15 protein-coding genes are annotated in these 14,295 nt (G+C 72.5%); all 15 read right to left on the bottom strand.

Annotated features, from left to right (window positions below; genetic code table 11):
- Position 1 precedes the first annotated feature (1 nt).
- The 15 genes from yajC to hisD are packed head-to-tail and all read right to left on the bottom strand — an operon-like array spanning position 2 to position 14,293.
- Positions 2 to 406 carry a preprotein translocase subunit YajC gene (yajC, locus tag BCR15_RS06425; RefSeq protein WP_068751357.1) on the bottom strand — a complete coding sequence of 135 codons (405 nt, stop codon included), beginning with the start codon at positions 404 to 406 and terminating at the stop codon, positions 2 to 4.
- A 29-nt stretch (positions 407 to 435) separates the two neighbouring features.
- Positions 436 to 1,263 carry an HAD-IIA family hydrolase gene (locus BCR15_RS06420; RefSeq protein ID WP_068751356.1) on the bottom strand — a complete coding sequence of 276 codons (828 nt, stop codon included), beginning with the start codon at positions 1,261 to 1,263 and terminating at the stop codon, positions 436 to 438.
- Between the two features lie 26 nt (positions 1,264 to 1,289).
- A complete protein-coding gene (gene ruvB, locus BCR15_RS06415; RefSeq protein ID WP_068751355.1) occupies positions 1,290 to 2,309 on the bottom strand; it encodes a Holliday junction branch migration DNA helicase RuvB in 1,020 nt (339 codons plus the stop codon).
- On the bottom strand, positions 2,309 to 2,914 hold the full coding sequence (gene ruvA, locus BCR15_RS06410) for a Holliday junction branch migration protein RuvA (RefSeq protein WP_068751354.1): 606 nt from the start codon (positions 2,912 to 2,914) through the stop codon (positions 2,309 to 2,311). Before ruvA ends, ruvB begins: the two co-directional genes overlap by 1 nt.
- Positions 2,911 to 3,423 carry a crossover junction endodeoxyribonuclease RuvC gene (ruvC, locus tag BCR15_RS06405; RefSeq protein WP_197971776.1) on the bottom strand — a complete coding sequence of 171 codons (513 nt, stop codon included), beginning with the start codon at positions 3,421 to 3,423 and terminating at the stop codon, positions 2,911 to 2,913. Before ruvC ends, ruvA begins: the two co-directional genes overlap by 4 nt.
- Before the next feature lie 20 nt (positions 3,424 to 3,443).
- Positions 3,444 to 4,217 (bottom strand): YebC/PmpR family DNA-binding transcriptional regulator, encoded by a 774-nt coding sequence (locus tag BCR15_RS06400; RefSeq protein ID WP_068751352.1) that lies wholly within the window; start codon positions 4,215 to 4,217, stop codon positions 3,444 to 3,446.
- Between the two features lie 57 nt (positions 4,218 to 4,274).
- Positions 4,275 to 5,204: a GNAT family N-acetyltransferase gene (locus tag BCR15_RS06395; RefSeq protein WP_141680053.1), complete on the bottom strand. Its 930-nt coding sequence runs from the start codon at positions 5,202 to 5,204 to the stop codon at positions 4,275 to 4,277.
- Positions 5,205 to 5,224: 20 nt separating this feature from the next.
- Positions 5,225 to 6,019 carry a hypothetical protein gene (locus BCR15_RS06390; RefSeq protein ID WP_068751350.1) on the bottom strand — a complete coding sequence of 265 codons (795 nt, stop codon included), beginning with the start codon at positions 6,017 to 6,019 and terminating at the stop codon, positions 5,225 to 5,227.
- The gene (locus BCR15_RS06385) at positions 6,016 to 7,536 is read right to left on the bottom strand and encodes a lactate racemase domain-containing protein (protein ID WP_068751349.1); all 1,521 of its coding nucleotides are present in this window, start codon (positions 7,534 to 7,536) and stop codon (positions 6,016 to 6,018) included. The genes BCR15_RS06390 and BCR15_RS06385 overlap by 4 nt, the downstream gene beginning before the upstream one ends.
- 16 nt (positions 7,537 to 7,552) lie before the next feature.
- A complete protein-coding gene (locus BCR15_RS06380) occupies positions 7,553 to 9,901 on the bottom strand; it encodes an HAD-IB family hydrolase (RefSeq protein ID WP_078919569.1) in 2,349 nt (782 codons plus the stop codon).
- Positions 9,894 to 10,631, bottom strand: coding sequence for a bifunctional 1-(5-phosphoribosyl)-5-((5-phosphoribosylamino)methylideneamino)imidazole-4-carboxamide isomerase/phosphoribosylanthranilate isomerase PriA (priA, locus tag BCR15_RS06375; protein WP_068751348.1), 738 nt, complete (start codon positions 10,629 to 10,631; stop codon positions 9,894 to 9,896). Before priA ends, BCR15_RS06380 begins: the two co-directional genes overlap by 8 nt.
- A 59-nt stretch (positions 10,632 to 10,690) precedes the next feature.
- A complete protein-coding gene (hisH, locus tag BCR15_RS06370) occupies positions 10,691 to 11,302 on the bottom strand; it encodes an imidazole glycerol phosphate synthase subunit HisH (RefSeq protein WP_068751485.1) in 612 nt (203 codons plus the stop codon).
- Positions 11,299 to 11,907 (bottom strand): imidazoleglycerol-phosphate dehydratase HisB, encoded by a 609-nt coding sequence (hisB, locus tag BCR15_RS06365; RefSeq protein WP_068751347.1) that lies wholly within the window; start codon positions 11,905 to 11,907, stop codon positions 11,299 to 11,301. Before hisB ends, hisH begins: the two co-directional genes overlap by 4 nt.
- A complete protein-coding gene (locus tag BCR15_RS06360; protein ID WP_068751346.1) occupies positions 11,904 to 12,995 on the bottom strand; it encodes a histidinol-phosphate transaminase in 1,092 nt (363 codons plus the stop codon). Before BCR15_RS06360 ends, hisB begins: the two co-directional genes overlap by 4 nt.
- A complete protein-coding gene (gene hisD / locus BCR15_RS06355) occupies positions 12,992 to 14,293 on the bottom strand; it encodes a histidinol dehydrogenase (protein WP_068751345.1) in 1,302 nt (433 codons plus the stop codon). The genes BCR15_RS06360 and hisD overlap by 4 nt, the downstream gene beginning before the upstream one ends.
- Positions 14,294 to 14,295 lie beyond the last annotated feature (2 nt).

Genomic DNA, 14,295 nt, shown 5'->3' with positions numbered 1-14,295 from the left:
GTTACTTGGTGTCCTCCGGGCGCGCCTGGGCGTCGGGGCCCTGGAAGAAGCTGTCGTCGGCCGTGGACTCCGGCAGCGCCGTCGGGTCGGCCTCGTCGACCGGCTCGTCCAGCACGGCGTCGCCGTCGGCGTCGGTGAACTCGAACTCCTCCTCGTCGGCGGTGATGGCGCGCGCCACGTTGCCCTTGAGGACGGTGACCTCGACGCCGGGCGCGAGTTCGACGATGATCTGCCGCTCCCCGACGTTGGTGATGGTGCCGAACAGTCCGGAGGTGAGGAGCACGCGGGCACCCGGCGCGAGGCTCGACTGCATCTCCTGGTGCTGCTTCATGCGCTTCTGCTGCGGGCGGATCATGAGGAAGTACATGACCGCGAACAGCGCGATCATCATGAGGATCAGGTCCATAATTTCTCCGAACGTCGGTGGGCCACCGCTCAGGATAGCGGAGGCTCAGGATGGTGCCCGCGCGCCTCGCCCGGCGGGACGGCACCGTCGAGGAACTGGTGCACGCCGTCGAGGATCTCCACGGGCCGGTAGGGGAACTGGGTGATGGACGAGACGGTAGAGATGCCGGTGAGCACCAGGACGGTGTGCAGCCCGGCCTCCATGCCCGCGACGATGTCGGTGTCCATGCGGTCGCCGATCATGCCCGTCTCCTCCGAGTGCGCGCCGATCTTGTTGAGCGCGGAGCGGAACATCATGGGGTTGGGCTTGCCGACGACGTAGGGCTCGCGGCCCGTGGCCTTCGTGATGAGGGCCGCGACCGCCCCGGTGGCCGGCACCACCCCGGTGGGGGTGGGGCCCGTGGCGTCCGGGTTGGTGGCGATGAACCGCGCGCCGGCGTCGATCAGCCGGATGGCGGTGGTGATCGCCTCGAACGAGTAGGTGCGGGTGTCGCCGATGACGACGAAGTCCGGGCTGCGGTCCGACAGGACCATGCCGGCGTCGTGCAGGGCCGTCGACAGCCCGGCCTCCCCCACCATGAAGCACGACCCGCCGGGCTTCTGCTCCGCCAGGAACTTCGCCGTGGCCATCGCGGAGGTCCAGATCCGTTCCTCGGGCACGTTGAGCCCGGAGTCGCGCAGCCGCGCCGACAGGTCGCGCGGGGTGTAGGTGGCGTTGTTGGTGAGCACGAGGAACGGCGTGCCGGTGGCCACCCAGTGGTCGATGAGCTCCTGCGCGCCGGGCAGGGCCCGGTTGTCGTGCACCAGCACGCCGTCCATGTCCGTCAGCCAGGCCTTGATCTCCGCACGCGTCCGCATGCGCCCAACGCTACCGGCGGCGGGCCTCAGTCGAACAACGCGGGATTCGTCGACGGTGCCGTCATGCCCAGGTGCGCGTACGCCGCCCTGGTCGCGACGCGGCCCCGCGGGGTGCGCACGAGCATGCCCTCGCGGATGAGGAACGGCTCGGCGACCTCGGAGACGGTCTCGACCTCCTCGCCGACGCTCAGCGCCAGCGTGGACAGGCCGACGGGGCCGCCGTCGAACAGCCGGCACAGGGCGTCGAGCACGGCCCGGTCCAGGCGATCGAGCCCGCGCTCGTCGACCTCGTAGAGCTCCAGCGCCGCCCGCGACACGCCGCGGTCGACGCGGGCATGGCCCCTGACCTGCGCGAAGTCGCGGACGCGGCGCAGCAGGCGGTTCGCGATGCGCGGGGTGCCGCGCGAGCGCCGGGCGATCTCGCCCTGGGCGTCGGCGTCGATGGGGACGCCTAGCTTGCCGGCCGACGCCGCGACGATGCCCGTGAGATCACCGACGGCGTAGAAGTCCAGCTGGGCCGTGAATCCGAACCGGTCCCGCAGCGGGCCGGGCAGCAGCCCGGCGCGGGTGGTGGCGCCCACCAGCGTGAAGGGCGGCAGCTCGATGGGGATGGCCGTGGCGCCGGGACCCTTCCCAACGATGACGTCGACGCGGAAGTCCTCCATGGCGAGGTAGAGCATCTCCTCCGCCGGCCGGGACAGGCGGTGGATCTCGTCGAGGAACAGCACGTCGCCGTCGGCCAGCCCGGACAGGATGGCCGCGAGGTCGCCGGCGTGCTGGATGGCGGGCCCCGACGAGATGCGCAGGCCGGTGCCGAGCTCCGCGGCGATGATCATGGCGAGGGTGGTCTTGCCCAGTCCGGGCGGGCCGGACAGGAGGACGTGGTCGGGCGCCGTGCCGCGGTGCCGGGCGGCGTCGAGGACGAGACCCAGTTGCTCGCGCACCCGTGGCTGCCCCTCGAACTCGGCCAGCCGCTTGGGGCGCAGCGCGGACTCGTAGTCGCGGTCCTCGACGTCGGCCGTCGGGTCCAGCTCGGAGTGTTCCACTACCGCCTCGCCAGCGAGTTGAGCGCCGCCCGCAGCAGCAGCGCCATGGAGATGTCGGGATCCGCGTCGACCAGGTGGGCCACGGCGTCGCACGCCGCGTCGGCGTCCCGGGCGGACCACCCGAGGCCCTGCAGGCCCTCCGCCACCTGGGCCCGCCACGCGTCCTGCGCTGCCACGGGCGCCGGGCCGCCGGGAGCGTCCTCGAGGACCAGCACGCGGTCCTTGAGTTCGATGACGAGCTTCTGGGCGCCCTTCCGGCCGATGCCCGGCACCGAGCACAGTCGGTTGAGGTCCTCGGCGAGCACTGCGCGTTTCAGCTCGCCGGGGGCCAGGACCGACACGATCGCCAGCGCGAGCTTCGGCCCGACGCCGGAGGCGGTCTGCGCGAGCTCGAACGCCTCGCGCTCGGCGGGCTCGGCGAACCCGAACAGCGTCATAGAGTCCTCGCGCACGACCAGCGCGGTGTGGAGCGTCGCGACCTCCCCGGGCCGGAGGCCTGCGGCGGTCTGCGGGGTGGTGGCGACGAGGAAGCCGACGCCGCCCACATCGACGACCGCCGAGGTGGCCCCGGCGGTCAGGACGGTCCCCGTGAGCTGCGCGATCATCGGCTCCCCCTGGCTGCCGCGACGGCCGCGGCGTAGCGATTGGTGGCGCCGCCGCGCCAGGCATGACACACCGCGACCGCGAGGGCGTCGGCGGCGTCCGCGGGGCGCGGGGCCTCTGTCAGCTTGAGGATGCGCGTGACCATCTGCGCGACCTGCGCCTTGTCCGCCGAGCCCGATCCGGTCACGGCGGCCTTGACCTCCGACGGGGTGTGGAAGGTGACGGTGAGGCCGCGCCTGGCGCCCGTGAGGGCCGCGACCCCCGCCGCCTGCGCCGTGTCCATGACGGAGCTCTTGTTGTGCTGCGAGAACACGCGCTCGATGGCCACCGCGTCGGGGCGGTAGTCGTCGAACCAGGCCAGCAGGCCCTCCTCCAACGCCAGCAGGCGCTGCGCCAGGTCCAGCGTGACGGCGGTGCGCACCACCCCGACCGCCACGAGCTGCGGGGGGCGGCCGACGCTGCCGTCGACGACACCCACGCCGCAGCGCGTGAGTCCGGGGTCGATGCCGATGATCCGCATTCGTCGGCCGGTCAGTCCTCGGACTCGAGGGCCTCGGCGACCTCCTGGGTGAAGTCCAGGTTCGTGTACACGTTCTGGACGTCGTCGGAGTCCTCGAGGGCGTCGATGATCCGCAGAACCTTCTGGGCGACCTCGAGCTGGTCGACCTCCTGGTCGAAGGACGCGACGAACTGCACCTCGGAGGAGTCGTAGTCCAGGCCGGCGGCCTCGATGGCCTTGCGGACCTCGACGGTGTCGTTGGGGTCGCACACGGCCTCCCACACGTCGCCGTCGTCGTCGACCTCTTCCAGGCCGGCCTCGAGCGCGGCCTCCAGCAGCTCGTCGTCGCTGATGTCGCGGCCGCCCTGCTGCTTGGGGACGGTGACGACGCCCTTGCGGGAGAACAGCCGCTGCACCGAGCCGACGTCGGCCATGGTCCCGCCGTTGCGGGTCACCGCGACGCGCACGTCGGAGGCCGAACGGTTGCGGTTGTCGGTGAGGCACTCGATGAGCATGGCCACGCCGGCCGGCCCGTAGGCCTCGTACATGATCGTCTCGTAGTCGGCGCCCCCGGACTCGGCACCCGACCCGCGCTTGACGGCGCGGTCGATGTTGTCGTTGGGCACCGAGGACTTCTTCGCCTTCTGGATGGCGTCGTACAGCGTCGGGTTCCCCGCCGGGTCCCCGCCGCCGAGCCGGGCCGCGACCTCGACGTTCTTGATCAACTTCGCGAAGAGCTTGCCGCGCTTCGCGTCGATGACCGCCTTCTTGTGCTTGGTCGTCGCCCACTTGGAATGGCCACTCATCCGTCGCCCACCTTCTCGTCCGTGCTGGTCAATGCTGCCCGACAGCTTATCGCGGGCTCAGGGGACCACCTTCGTGAGCAGGGCCACCGCGTCGCGTGTCGTCCAGCCGAGTTCGGCGCAGAGGCGCTTGACCCCCACTCCGTCAGGGGTGTCGATGCCGATACCGGCCTCGACACAGCCCTCGTCACGCATGGCGCCCAGGCAGCGGCTCATCAACTCCAGCGCGATGTGGCGGCCGCGGAAGTCGGGATGCACACCGAAGCGCTCGATCCAGCCGACCGGCGGCCGGCCGTCCTCCGCCTCGGCGGTGCCGCTCATGGCGTAGCCGACGACGCGGCCGCCCGCCACAGCCAAGTAGGACCAGCCGGGCCGGAAGTCGGGGTCCTCCAGGCGGTCGGTCCACACCTCAGCCGGCACCTCCTTGCCCATGCCCGCGAAACACACGTTGTGCAGGCACCGCACGTCGTCGGAGCGGTCGGGCGTGAAGCGGACGAACTCGATGCCGTCGACGGGGCGCGACGGGATGGGCCGCGTCAGGTCACGGTGCAGGTCGTAGGAGTATCGCTCGGCGGCAAACCCCAGGCGGGTGGCGACCCGCTCGAGACCGGGCCGGCCCATCTCGGCGTAGCAGCCCAGCCACAGCGGAACCCCGGGGCGGTGCTCGTCGCGCCACGCGGTGGCCTGCGTCACCTGCCACGACAGCAGCGCCGTGCCGATGTGCAGGTGCCGATGCGTGGGGTGCACGCCGCCCATCACGTACATGCGCAGCGGGTCGAGCTCGGCGAGGTACACCACGCCGTAGGCGGACATGGACTGGTAGTGGTCGAACCCGCCGACGGCGGACACGACCATGAGGTCGCGGTCCGTGATCCCCGCCGCGACGCCGGTGAGGACCGAGTCCTCGAGCGCGTCGAGCTGGCCGCGGAAGTGGTCGAGCTCCGCTGCGTCGTCCGGTCCGAGGAGGCGCCACGACAGGTGCGGCTCCACGTAGACATCCATGAGTCCGGTTACCGCCAGATCCGTTGGTCGGTCGTCTCGGTCGGGGCCGCCTGGTCCCAGAGCCGTCGCCAGCGGGGCGCGGCGGGGGCGCCCGAGCCGGTCACGCCGCCGGGCCGGCGGCGCTGCACGGTCCACCAGGAGAGGTCGCCCTCCTGCACGAGCTCCTCGACGCTCGCCTGCAACTCGGCGGTGGCCTGGGTCAGCGACCGGCCCCGCGAGTAGATCGGTGCGCCGAAGCGGATCGAGACCTTCGGACGGGTGCGCAGCGCGAGCTTGAGGATGTCCTTCAGCTTGAACGTGCCGACGACCCCGACGGGCACGATCGGCACGCCGTGCTGGTTGGCGAGGTCCGCCGCCACGGTGGAGAACTCCCCCACCAGGCGCCGCCCGACCGGTTCGTCGGCGAACACGACGATGTTGCGCCCCCGGGCCAGCGCGCGCGACGGCGCGATCATGGTCGGCCGGAGGCGCGCCGGCAGTGCCCACTGCAGCACCTGGTAATCGAGCGCGCCCTGTTCGTTGGCCGCGAAGATGATCGGCTGCTGCAGTCCGGCGAGCGAGTCGGCCGAGACCAGTTCGACGTCGAGACGAAGCCCCAGCAGGCGCAGCAGCAGGTGCCGGCCGGACAGGGTGGCCCGCAGGTTCAGTTGCGGGCGCTCGACGGCGGGGCGCGGCGGGGCGCCGCCCGGGCGGGACCGGCGCAGGCTCTGCCCGAGCGCCATCGCCACGTCCGCGGGCCACGTCAGCCGCGGCGTGCGGCGTTCCCGTCGGGGCTGGGCCCAGGAGGGCAGCCGCCGGGTCATCGCACGTCGCCCAGGGCCAGGCCCGGGCCGTGGAGCACCGTGATGGCGGGGGCCGCTCCGACGGAGTTCGACGCGATCTCCAGCGCGTCGGCGTACGTGCTCGCGGCGCGGTGACCCAGCAGCGCCGCGCTGCGCCGGTCGCCGCCGACCCAGATGACGTCCGAGAGACGGGCCGCGGCGCGGGCAGTGGCGTACCACTCGTGGAACACGCGCAGCGGGTGCTCGGCGAACTGCTTGCGGTACAGGTCGAGGTACCACTCGTCGTCGATCGCGCGGGCCTCGTAGGTGGCCGCGATCTCCGCCGGGTCGGTCGTGGCCGCGAGGACCGTCGCGAAGAAGTCGGCCGCGGCGGACTGGCGGCGGTTCGAGAACCGGCGCCGCAGCGGGTGGAACGCGATCACCGCGCCGCCGTCGCGCACCGCCGAGGTCCCCAGGTGCGCGCCCGCCCGGGTGACCAGGGCGTGGTGCGCGGCGCTCAGCGGCGACCCGACCGGATCGCCCTCGTCGATGGACGCGCCCCACACGGAGGTGACCAGCACGTCGGCCTGTGCGCCGATCTCGACGGCGTTGGCGGCCCGCCACACCAGCCGCGAGTCGGCGAACACGCGGCGGTACTCGCCGCCCAGCACGTCGACGACCGCGTAGTCGGCGCGGGGGTTGCCGTGCAGGAGTTGCGCGCCCTGCCTGGGCAGCGCCGCGACGATCTGCCGGCTGCCGGCGAAGGCCAGGCGGTCTGCCAGGGTCCACTCCCACTCGCGCTTGGAGGCGAACCGCAGCGGCCGGCCCAGCAGGGGCTGGCCGAGGACGGCGACGAGCGCGAAGGTGGTCACGGCCTCGTGGACGACGGCCTCGACGCGCCCGCAGAACGCGTCGTCGCGGTCGACGCCGCCCATGCGCGACAGCGTCTCCACGTCGGTGAGCCCTGCCACCATGGGGCAGTCGGACGCCGCGTCGGTGCGCGCGGAGACCAGGACGACGAGATCCGACTCCGCGACACGGCGGTTCAGGCGCACGGGGTGCCCGTCAGCGTCCCCGACGGCCACCAGGTCGGACGAGGTCACGTCGTGGCTGGACACGAGGGAGTCGGGCAGGAACGACGTCGCGACGCGGTCGCCGAGGACCTCGGTGATGCGTGCCGCGTTCCACTGCTGACGCAGGCCGGTGGCGATGACGATCTCGACGTCGTCGACCCCGGCCCGGGCCGCGGTCTCGAGGACCCGCTCGACCAGCGCGCGGCGGACGTCGAAATCGGGCCGCGGCAGGGGTCGGTCGGTGTCCACGACGACGACGGTGAGGCGCGTCTCGGGTTTCAGCTGCGCCGCCAGCGGGTGGGTGCCGGCCGGGGCCGTCAGCGCGGCGTCGATGAGCCCCACGGGGTCCGTGGAGGCCACCGCGTCGGCCGGGTAGACCACCGAGGTGCCGAGCCCGAACCGCTCCAGTCGGAGGTCCGATCCGGCCATCGTGAGCAGCGGCGGGGTCTTGTCGTCGACCTCCAGCACGAATCCGGGACGAGACATCAGGCTTCCTTTCCGTTCACGACATCCTCCAGCGCGGCAGCGGCGACATGGCGGGCCACTCGATGATGGACCATCCCTTGGCGCGGGCCGCGCGCATGAGGCCGATGTCGGGGCTGACCGCCACCGGGTTGCCGACGGTGTTGAGCATGGGCAGATCGACGTGGCTGTCGGCATAGCCGTAGGACTGGCCGAGGTCGATGCCGTGCAGCGTGGCGTAGTGGTGCAGCCACGCCGCGCGGGATTCGCCGACCATCGGAGGGCCGCTGAGGAACCCCGTGCAGCGCCCCGAGGCGTCGGTGGCGAGGTCTGCGGCGACGATGGTGTCGAAGAGGCCCTCGAAGGGCCTGGTCAGCGGCCGGATGACACCGGTCATGAGGATGGTGGTGTGCCCGGCGTCGCGGTGCTCGCGGATCCGGCGGATGGCGTCGGGCGACATCCGGTCGAGGATCTGCGGCGCGAGCGTCTCGTCGACGTACTCCTCCAGGGCGGCGAGGTCGGCGCCGGCGTAGCGGCGGTAGATCGAGCGCAGGAAGCGCCCGCGGTCCCGGCGTTCGGCGCCCAGGTACAGCGGCAGCTGCGCGGCGACGCGCGCGACCTCAGCGGCCCGGCGGGCGGGGCTGAGCTCCGGCAGGCGGGCCCACAGATAGGTCTCGACGACGTTGGTGGCCATGACGGTGCCGTCGAGGTCGAACGCGGCCAGGACCGTTCCCGGCTCGGCCGGCTTGAGGTCCTTGAACGTCGCCGCGCGGGCCTGCCGCCGTTTGCGGGCGGCTTCGAGGCGGCGTACCGGGTTCGTGATGGCCGGGATGTGCACCTCTTCCATGTAGTGGCGCCAGTCGATGGCGGCGGAGTCGAAGCCGAAGATCTCCTTGTCGTCGGGGTGCAGCGAGGTGTGCAGGGCCAACGCGCGGTCGTCGACGAAGTGCAGCTCGGACTGCAGGTACTCCCCGTAGAGCGTGAAGTACTTGGTGAGGAACTCCAGCTGCTTGGCGCCCTTGTCCAGTTGCTGCGCCCAGCGCCGCGTGGTCTTGCTGCGCGGCGCGAAGCTGAGCAGCTTGTTGCCGGCCTTGATGCCGAGGTTGCCGACCCACATGAGCTTCTCGATCGGCTCCGGGCCCGGGAACGTCCAGGTGGCCAGCGGCGTGGAGCCCTGGCCGGTGGTGTACGGATGCTCGGCGAAGTAGCGGCGCACGTGCTCGTAGATGCCGCGGAAGGTGAGCGGGTTCCGGGCGCCGGAGCTGCCGTGGTAGTACTCGACGCGTCCCACCTCGGGGGTCGTGGCGCACACCGCGAGGATGGCGTTGACGATGTAGTCGCACGGGATGATGTCGATGACCGCGTCCGGCGAGGCCGGAAACTCCGGCAGCTGGCCGCGGCCGTAGGCGAGGATGATCGGGTCCGCCATCTTGAACCCCTCGATCCACCCGGGGTACGGGTAGCGCAACGAGGACTCGACGATGGCGGGCCGGTGGATGGACACCCGGAAGTCGCGCCCAAGGTCGGCGACGACGCGCTCCCCCAGCGCCTTCGCGAACGTGTAGACGTCGGTCCAGCCGAGCGAGCGGGCGCGTTCGGTGCCGGCGGCGATGAGCTCGTTCTTCACCCACTCCTGGCGGCGGCGCTCGGTGTCCTCCGACGTGGTGAGGTAGCCGGCCTTCGCGTGCAGCTCCTCCGCCTGGCGCCGCAGCACCGTCAGCTGGCCGGCGTCGCGGGAGCGCGCCTCGATGTGGTCCTTCATGGCCAGCGCCGCGACCGTCTCGGCCTCGTAGTCGACGTCGTGCACGTGGGCGGCCTCGGGGATGGCCCCCCGGCGGCGGCCCGCGGTGTAGGCCGTGGACACGTGCACGTAGTGCGGGATCTTGACCAGGGTGCCGTCCTCGTCGGAGCACGCCTCCCGCAGCTTCGTCAGCAGCGCCTTGGTACCGATGACGTTGGTCATGAACGCCTGGTCGATCGGCGGGTCGAACGACACGTCTCCGGCGCAGTGCAGCAGCACGTCGAGGTCGCGCGGCAGGTCCGGCACGTTGGGCAGGTCGCCCTCGATGACCTCGACCCGCGCCGCCATGAGCGCCTCGACCCCGCCCGCGGCCTCGACGATGGGCTTGAAGATCTTCTTGCCCAGGAGGCCTGCCACCCGCTGGTGGGCGGTGACGGACCCCTTGGGCCGCACCAGGACGGCGGTCGTCGTGCCCGGGCACTCGCCCAGGACCTTCCACAGCAGCTGTTCGCCGATGAAGCCGGTCACGCCCGTCATGACGATCTTCTTGCCGCCCAGCAGGTCCGCGATGCGGCCCTCGAGAGGCGGCGGCAGGTGCATGGTCCGGGGCGTGACGTCCCCGAAGGTGCTGGCCGGCGGCTTAGGCATCGACGTCGCCCCCGGCGACGGCGAGGGCCTCCTCCAGCGTGAAGCGCCCGACGTAGAGGGCCGTGCCGATGATGGCGCCCTCGACGCCGTCGTCGACCAGCGTGCGCAGGGTCCGCAGATCGTCGAGGGTGGCGATGCCGCCGGAGGCGATGACCTTCTGTCCGCTGCGGCGGGCCACGGCGGTGAGCAACTCGAGGTTGGGGCCGCTGAGCATGCCGTCGGACTGCACGTCGGTGACGACGAAGCGCTCGCAGCCGGCGGCGACGAGTCGGTCCAGCGTCTCCGGCCAGGGGCCGCCCTCGGTGGTCCAGCCGCGGGCGGCGAGGTTCTCGCCGCGCACGTCCAGCCCGATGGCGACCCGGTCGCCGTACTCGCCGATGATCCGCTCACACCACTGCGGGTTCTCGAGCGCGGCGGTGCCGATGTTCACGCGGCGGGCGCCGGTGGCGAGGGCGCGTTCGAGGGAGGCGTCGTCGCGGATGCCGCCGGAGAGCTCGACGTTGAGGTCGAGCCGGCCGACGATGCCCCGCAGCAGCTCCGCGTTGGATCCCCGGCCGAACGCGGCGTCGAGGTCCACGAGGTGCAGCCACTCGGCGCCGCCGCGCTGCCAGCGCAGGGCCGCCTCGAGCGGGTCGCCGAACTCCTTCTGGGTCCCCGCGATCCCCTGGACCAGCTGGACGGCCTGGCCGTCCTGCACGTCGACGGCGGGCAACAACTGCAACTTCTCCACGACGCCCAACCCTAGCCCAAAGCCGCCGGGCCGCCCCCCGTCGGCCGAGGAGCCGACGGCTACCAGGAGCGGAGCCAGTTCGCGATGAGGGCGGCGCCGGCCGCCCCGGACTTCTCCGGGTGGAACTGGGTCGACGACACCGGCCCCCGCTCCACGGCGGCGACGAACGTCGCGCCCTCGTGCGTGGCCGTGGTCACGACCGCGTCGTCGGGCCCGTGGAGGGCGGCGTAGCTGTGCACGAAGTAGAACCGCTCGCGCTCGAGGCCCGCGAACAGGCGGCTGCCCTCGCCGACGTCGACGGTGTTCCACCCCATGTGTGGCAGGCGCCGGGCGTCCAGCTGGACGACGCGCCCCGGGTACAGCCCGAGGCCGGCGGTGTCGACGCCGTGCTCGGTGCCGCCCTCGAACAGCACCTGGTGGCCGACGCAGATCCCGAACAGCGGGCGGCCGGCCTCGACCCACTCTGCGATGAGCTCGACTCCCCCGGCGGCGGTCAGCCCCGCCATGCAGGCCGCGAACGCGCCGACGCCGGGCACCACGAGCGCGTCGCACCGCCGCAGCTCGGCCAGGTCGGCCGTGACGACGAGGTCCGCCCCCGCGCCCGCGAACGCCCGCGCGGCGGAGTGCAGGTTGCCCGAGCCGTAGTCGAGCAGCCCGACCCTGCCGCTCAGAGCGCACCCTTGGTGCTCGGCACGCCGGTGACGCGCGGGTCGATCTCCACGGCCTCGCGCAGCGCGCGGGCCAGGGCCTTGAACTGCGCCTCGACGATGTGGTGCGGGTCGCGGCCCCGCAGCAGCGTCAGGTGGATGCACAGCCCCGCGTTGAGCGCGAGCGCCTCGACGACGTGGTAGGTCATGGACCCGGCGTAGGGCACGCCCGAGCCGCCGATGAGGGCGTAGACCTGGCCGTCGGGCTCGCCGCTGCACGCCACGTAGGGGCGCCCCGCCACGTCGACGACGCAGTCGGCGACCGCCTCGTCGAGCGGGACGACGGCGTGGCCGAAGCGGCGGATGCCGGACTTGTCGCCGAGCGCCTGCCGCAGCGCCTGGCCGATGCAGATGGCGGTGTCCTCGATCGTGTGGTGCCCGTCGATGTGGAGGTCGCCGGTGGCCTCGACCGTGAGGTCGATCAGCGAGTGCCGGGCCAGGGCCGTGAGCATGTGGTCGTAGAAGCCGACGCCGGTCGAGATCGTCGAGGCTCCGGTGCCGTCGAGGTCGACGGTCACCGTGATGCTCGATTCGCTGGTGGTGCGGCTGACGGTCGCGGTACGGCTCACGGGGTGGTCCCTTCGATGGTGGGCAAGAGGTCGTCGAGGGCCGCGCGCAGCGCGGCCATCTCCTCGGGGGTGCCGGCCGAGACGCGCAGGTAGCCGTCGGGTCCGGTCTCGCGGATGAGGATGCCGCGGTCCAGCAGGTCCTGCCACACCTGGTGCCGGTCCGCGAACCGGCCGATGAGCGTGAAGTTGGCCTGCGAGTCGATCACGGCGTAGCCGCGCCCCTTGGCCCACGCCTCGAATCCGCGCGCCTCGGCGGCGAGTTGCCGCACCTGCGCCAGGAGCTCGTCGGCGTGCGCGAGCGCGACGCGGGCCACGGCCTGCGTCTGGGCGCTGAGGTGGTACGGCAGCCGCACGATGCGGCAGGCGTCGACGATGGCCGCGTCGGCGGCGAGGTAGCCAACCCGCCCGCCGGCCAGGGCGAACGCCTTGGACATGGTCCTGGACACGACGAGCCGGGGGTGCCGGTCGAGCAGTTCCAGGGCCGAGGGCCCGCTCGAGAACTCCTGGTAGGCCTCGTCGACGACGACGATCGCCTCGGTGCCGGAGCAGACCTCGTCGATGACGTCGAGGCCCACGACCGTCCCGGTCGGGTTGTTGGGCGTGGCGATGACGACCACGGTCGGCTCGGTCTCCCGGATCGCGTCGAGCACCAGGCCGGCGTCGAGCCCGAAGTCCGCACGGCGCGGGACGGTCACGAACTCGGTGCAGGTGTTGCGGGCGTACTCCGGGTACATCGAGTAGCTGGGCGTGAAGGTCAGCATGCGCCGCCCCGGCCCGCCGAACGCGGTGAGCAGGTGGGCCATGATCTCGTTGGATCCGTTCGCCGCCCAGACGCGGTCCGCGGTGAGGCCGTGCCCGAGGTAGCGGGCCAGGTCCGCGCGCAGCTGGGTCGCCTCCCGGTCCGGGTACCGGTTGAGGGTGCCGGCCGCCGTCACGAGTGCCGCGGCCATCTCGTGCCGGATGAGCGGCGACGGCGGGTACGGGTTCTCGTTGACGTTGAGCACGACCGGCACCTGGAGCTGCGGCGCGCCGTAGGGTTCCTGCCCGACCAGGTCCGCGCGCAGCGGCAGGTCCGCCAGCGTGATCATCGCGGCCGCCGCACGGTGATGGCCTGCGCGTGTCCCGGCAGGTCCTCCGCCAGCGCGAACCGCTCCACGCCGTCGGCGATGGCCAGCAGCGCGTCGGCGGTGTATCCGATGACGTGCACGGTCTTGATGAACGAGCGCACCGTCAGCCCCGAGGAGTGACAGGCGCAGCCGGCGGTGGGCAGGACGTGGGTCGAGCCCGCGGAGTAGTCGCCGAGCGACACCGGCGAGTGGTCGCCGACGAAGATGGCGCCGGCGTTGCGGATGCGGTTGGCCACCGCTTCGGCGTTGACCGTCTGGATCTCCAGGTGCTCGGCGGCGTAGGCGTCGGCGACGGCGACCGCCTGGTCGACGTCGCGCACCAGCACGACCGCGGACTGCTGACCCGTCAGGGCGGTGGTGATCCGCTCGACGTGCTTGGTGGCCGGCACCTGGCGCTGCAGCTCCTGCTGCACCGCCTCGGCGAGCGACACGGAGTCGGTGATGAGGACCGACGCGGCGAGCGGGTCGTGCTCGGCCTGGGAGATCAGGTCGGCGGCCACGTAGGCGGGCGTCGCGCTGTCGTCGGCGATGATGGCGATCTCGGTCGGGCCGGCCTCCGAGTCGATGCCGACCAGGCCGCGGACCAGCCGCTTGGCCGCCACGACGTAGATGTTCCCGGGGCCGGTGATCAGCGACACCGGCTCGCAGAGCCCGGGCACGCCGTGCGCGAACATGGCGATCGCCTGCGCGCCGCCCACCGCGAACACCTCCTCAACGCCCAGCAGGTGACACAGCGCCAGGATGTTCGGGTGCGGCAGGCCGCCGAACTCCCGCTGCGGCGGCGACGCCACGGCGATGGACCGGACGCCGGCGACCTGGGCCGGGACGACGTTCATGATGACGCTGGAGGCCAGCGGCGCCAGCCCGCCCGGCACGTACAGGCCAACGCGGTCGACGGGGATGTTGCGCAGGCCCACCCGGGCGCCGTCGGCGAGGATGGCGGGCGCGGGTGCCGCGTCGCGTTCCAGCTCCTCGGCCACCTGGCGGCGGCGGCGGATGGCCTCGGCGAAGGCCGCGGCGAGCTCGGGGTCGAGCTCCTCGGCGGCGCGGGCCAGGTCGGCGGCTGGGACGCGGAGCGACTCGGGCACGACCCCGTCGAAGCGCTCGGAGTATTCGCGCAGCGCGGCCTCCCCCCGCTGCGCCACGCCGGCGACGATGGGCTGGACCACGTGGACGGCGGCTTCCACGTCGAAGGACCCCCGGGGGAGGTGGTCGCGGTAGGGGCCGTCGAGGCCGGTCAGATCTAGAACCCTGAGCACGA

The sequence above is a fragment of the Tessaracoccus lapidicaptus genome (genome assembly GCF_001693815.1).
Classification (GTDB): Bacteria; Actinomycetota; Actinomycetes; order Propionibacteriales; family Propionibacteriaceae; genus Arachnia; species Arachnia lapidicapta.
The sequence above is the reverse complement of the archived record's forward strand: the minus strand, read 5'-3'. Positions and strand labels throughout refer to the sequence as shown.

What these genes read in the sequence shown, in the direction of transcription:
- BCR15_RS06400 (WP_068751352.1), bottom strand. Translation starts at nt 4,217, where the DNA reads ATGAGTGGCCATTCCAAGTGGGCGACGACCAAGCACAAGAAGGCGGTC.
- BCR15_RS06385 (WP_068751349.1), bottom strand. Translation starts at nt 7,536, where the DNA reads ATGTCTCGTCCCGGATTCGTGCTGGAGGTCGACGACAAGACCCCGCCG.
- BCR15_RS06360 (WP_068751346.1), bottom strand. Translation starts at nt 12,995, where the DNA reads ATGATCACGCTGGCGGACCTGCCGCTGCGCGCGGACCTGGTCGGGCAG.
- BCR15_RS06380 (WP_078919569.1), bottom strand. Translation starts at nt 9,901, where the DNA reads ATGCCTAAGCCGCCGGCCAGCACCTTCGGGGACGTCACGCCCCGGACC.
- BCR15_RS06390 (WP_068751350.1), bottom strand. Translation starts at nt 6,019, where the DNA reads ATGACCCGGCGGCTGCCCTCCTGGGCCCAGCCCCGACGGGAACGCCGC.
- BCR15_RS06420 (WP_068751356.1), bottom strand. Translation starts at nt 1,263, where the DNA reads ATGCGGACGCGTGCGGAGATCAAGGCCTGGCTGACGGACATGGACGGC.
- ruvA (WP_068751354.1), bottom strand. Translation starts at nt 2,914, where the DNA reads ATGATCGCGCAGCTCACGGGGACCGTCCTGACCGCCGGGGCCACCTCG.
- yajC (WP_068751357.1), bottom strand. Translation starts at nt 406, where the DNA reads ATGGACCTGATCCTCATGATGATCGCGCTGTTCGCGGTCATGTACTTC.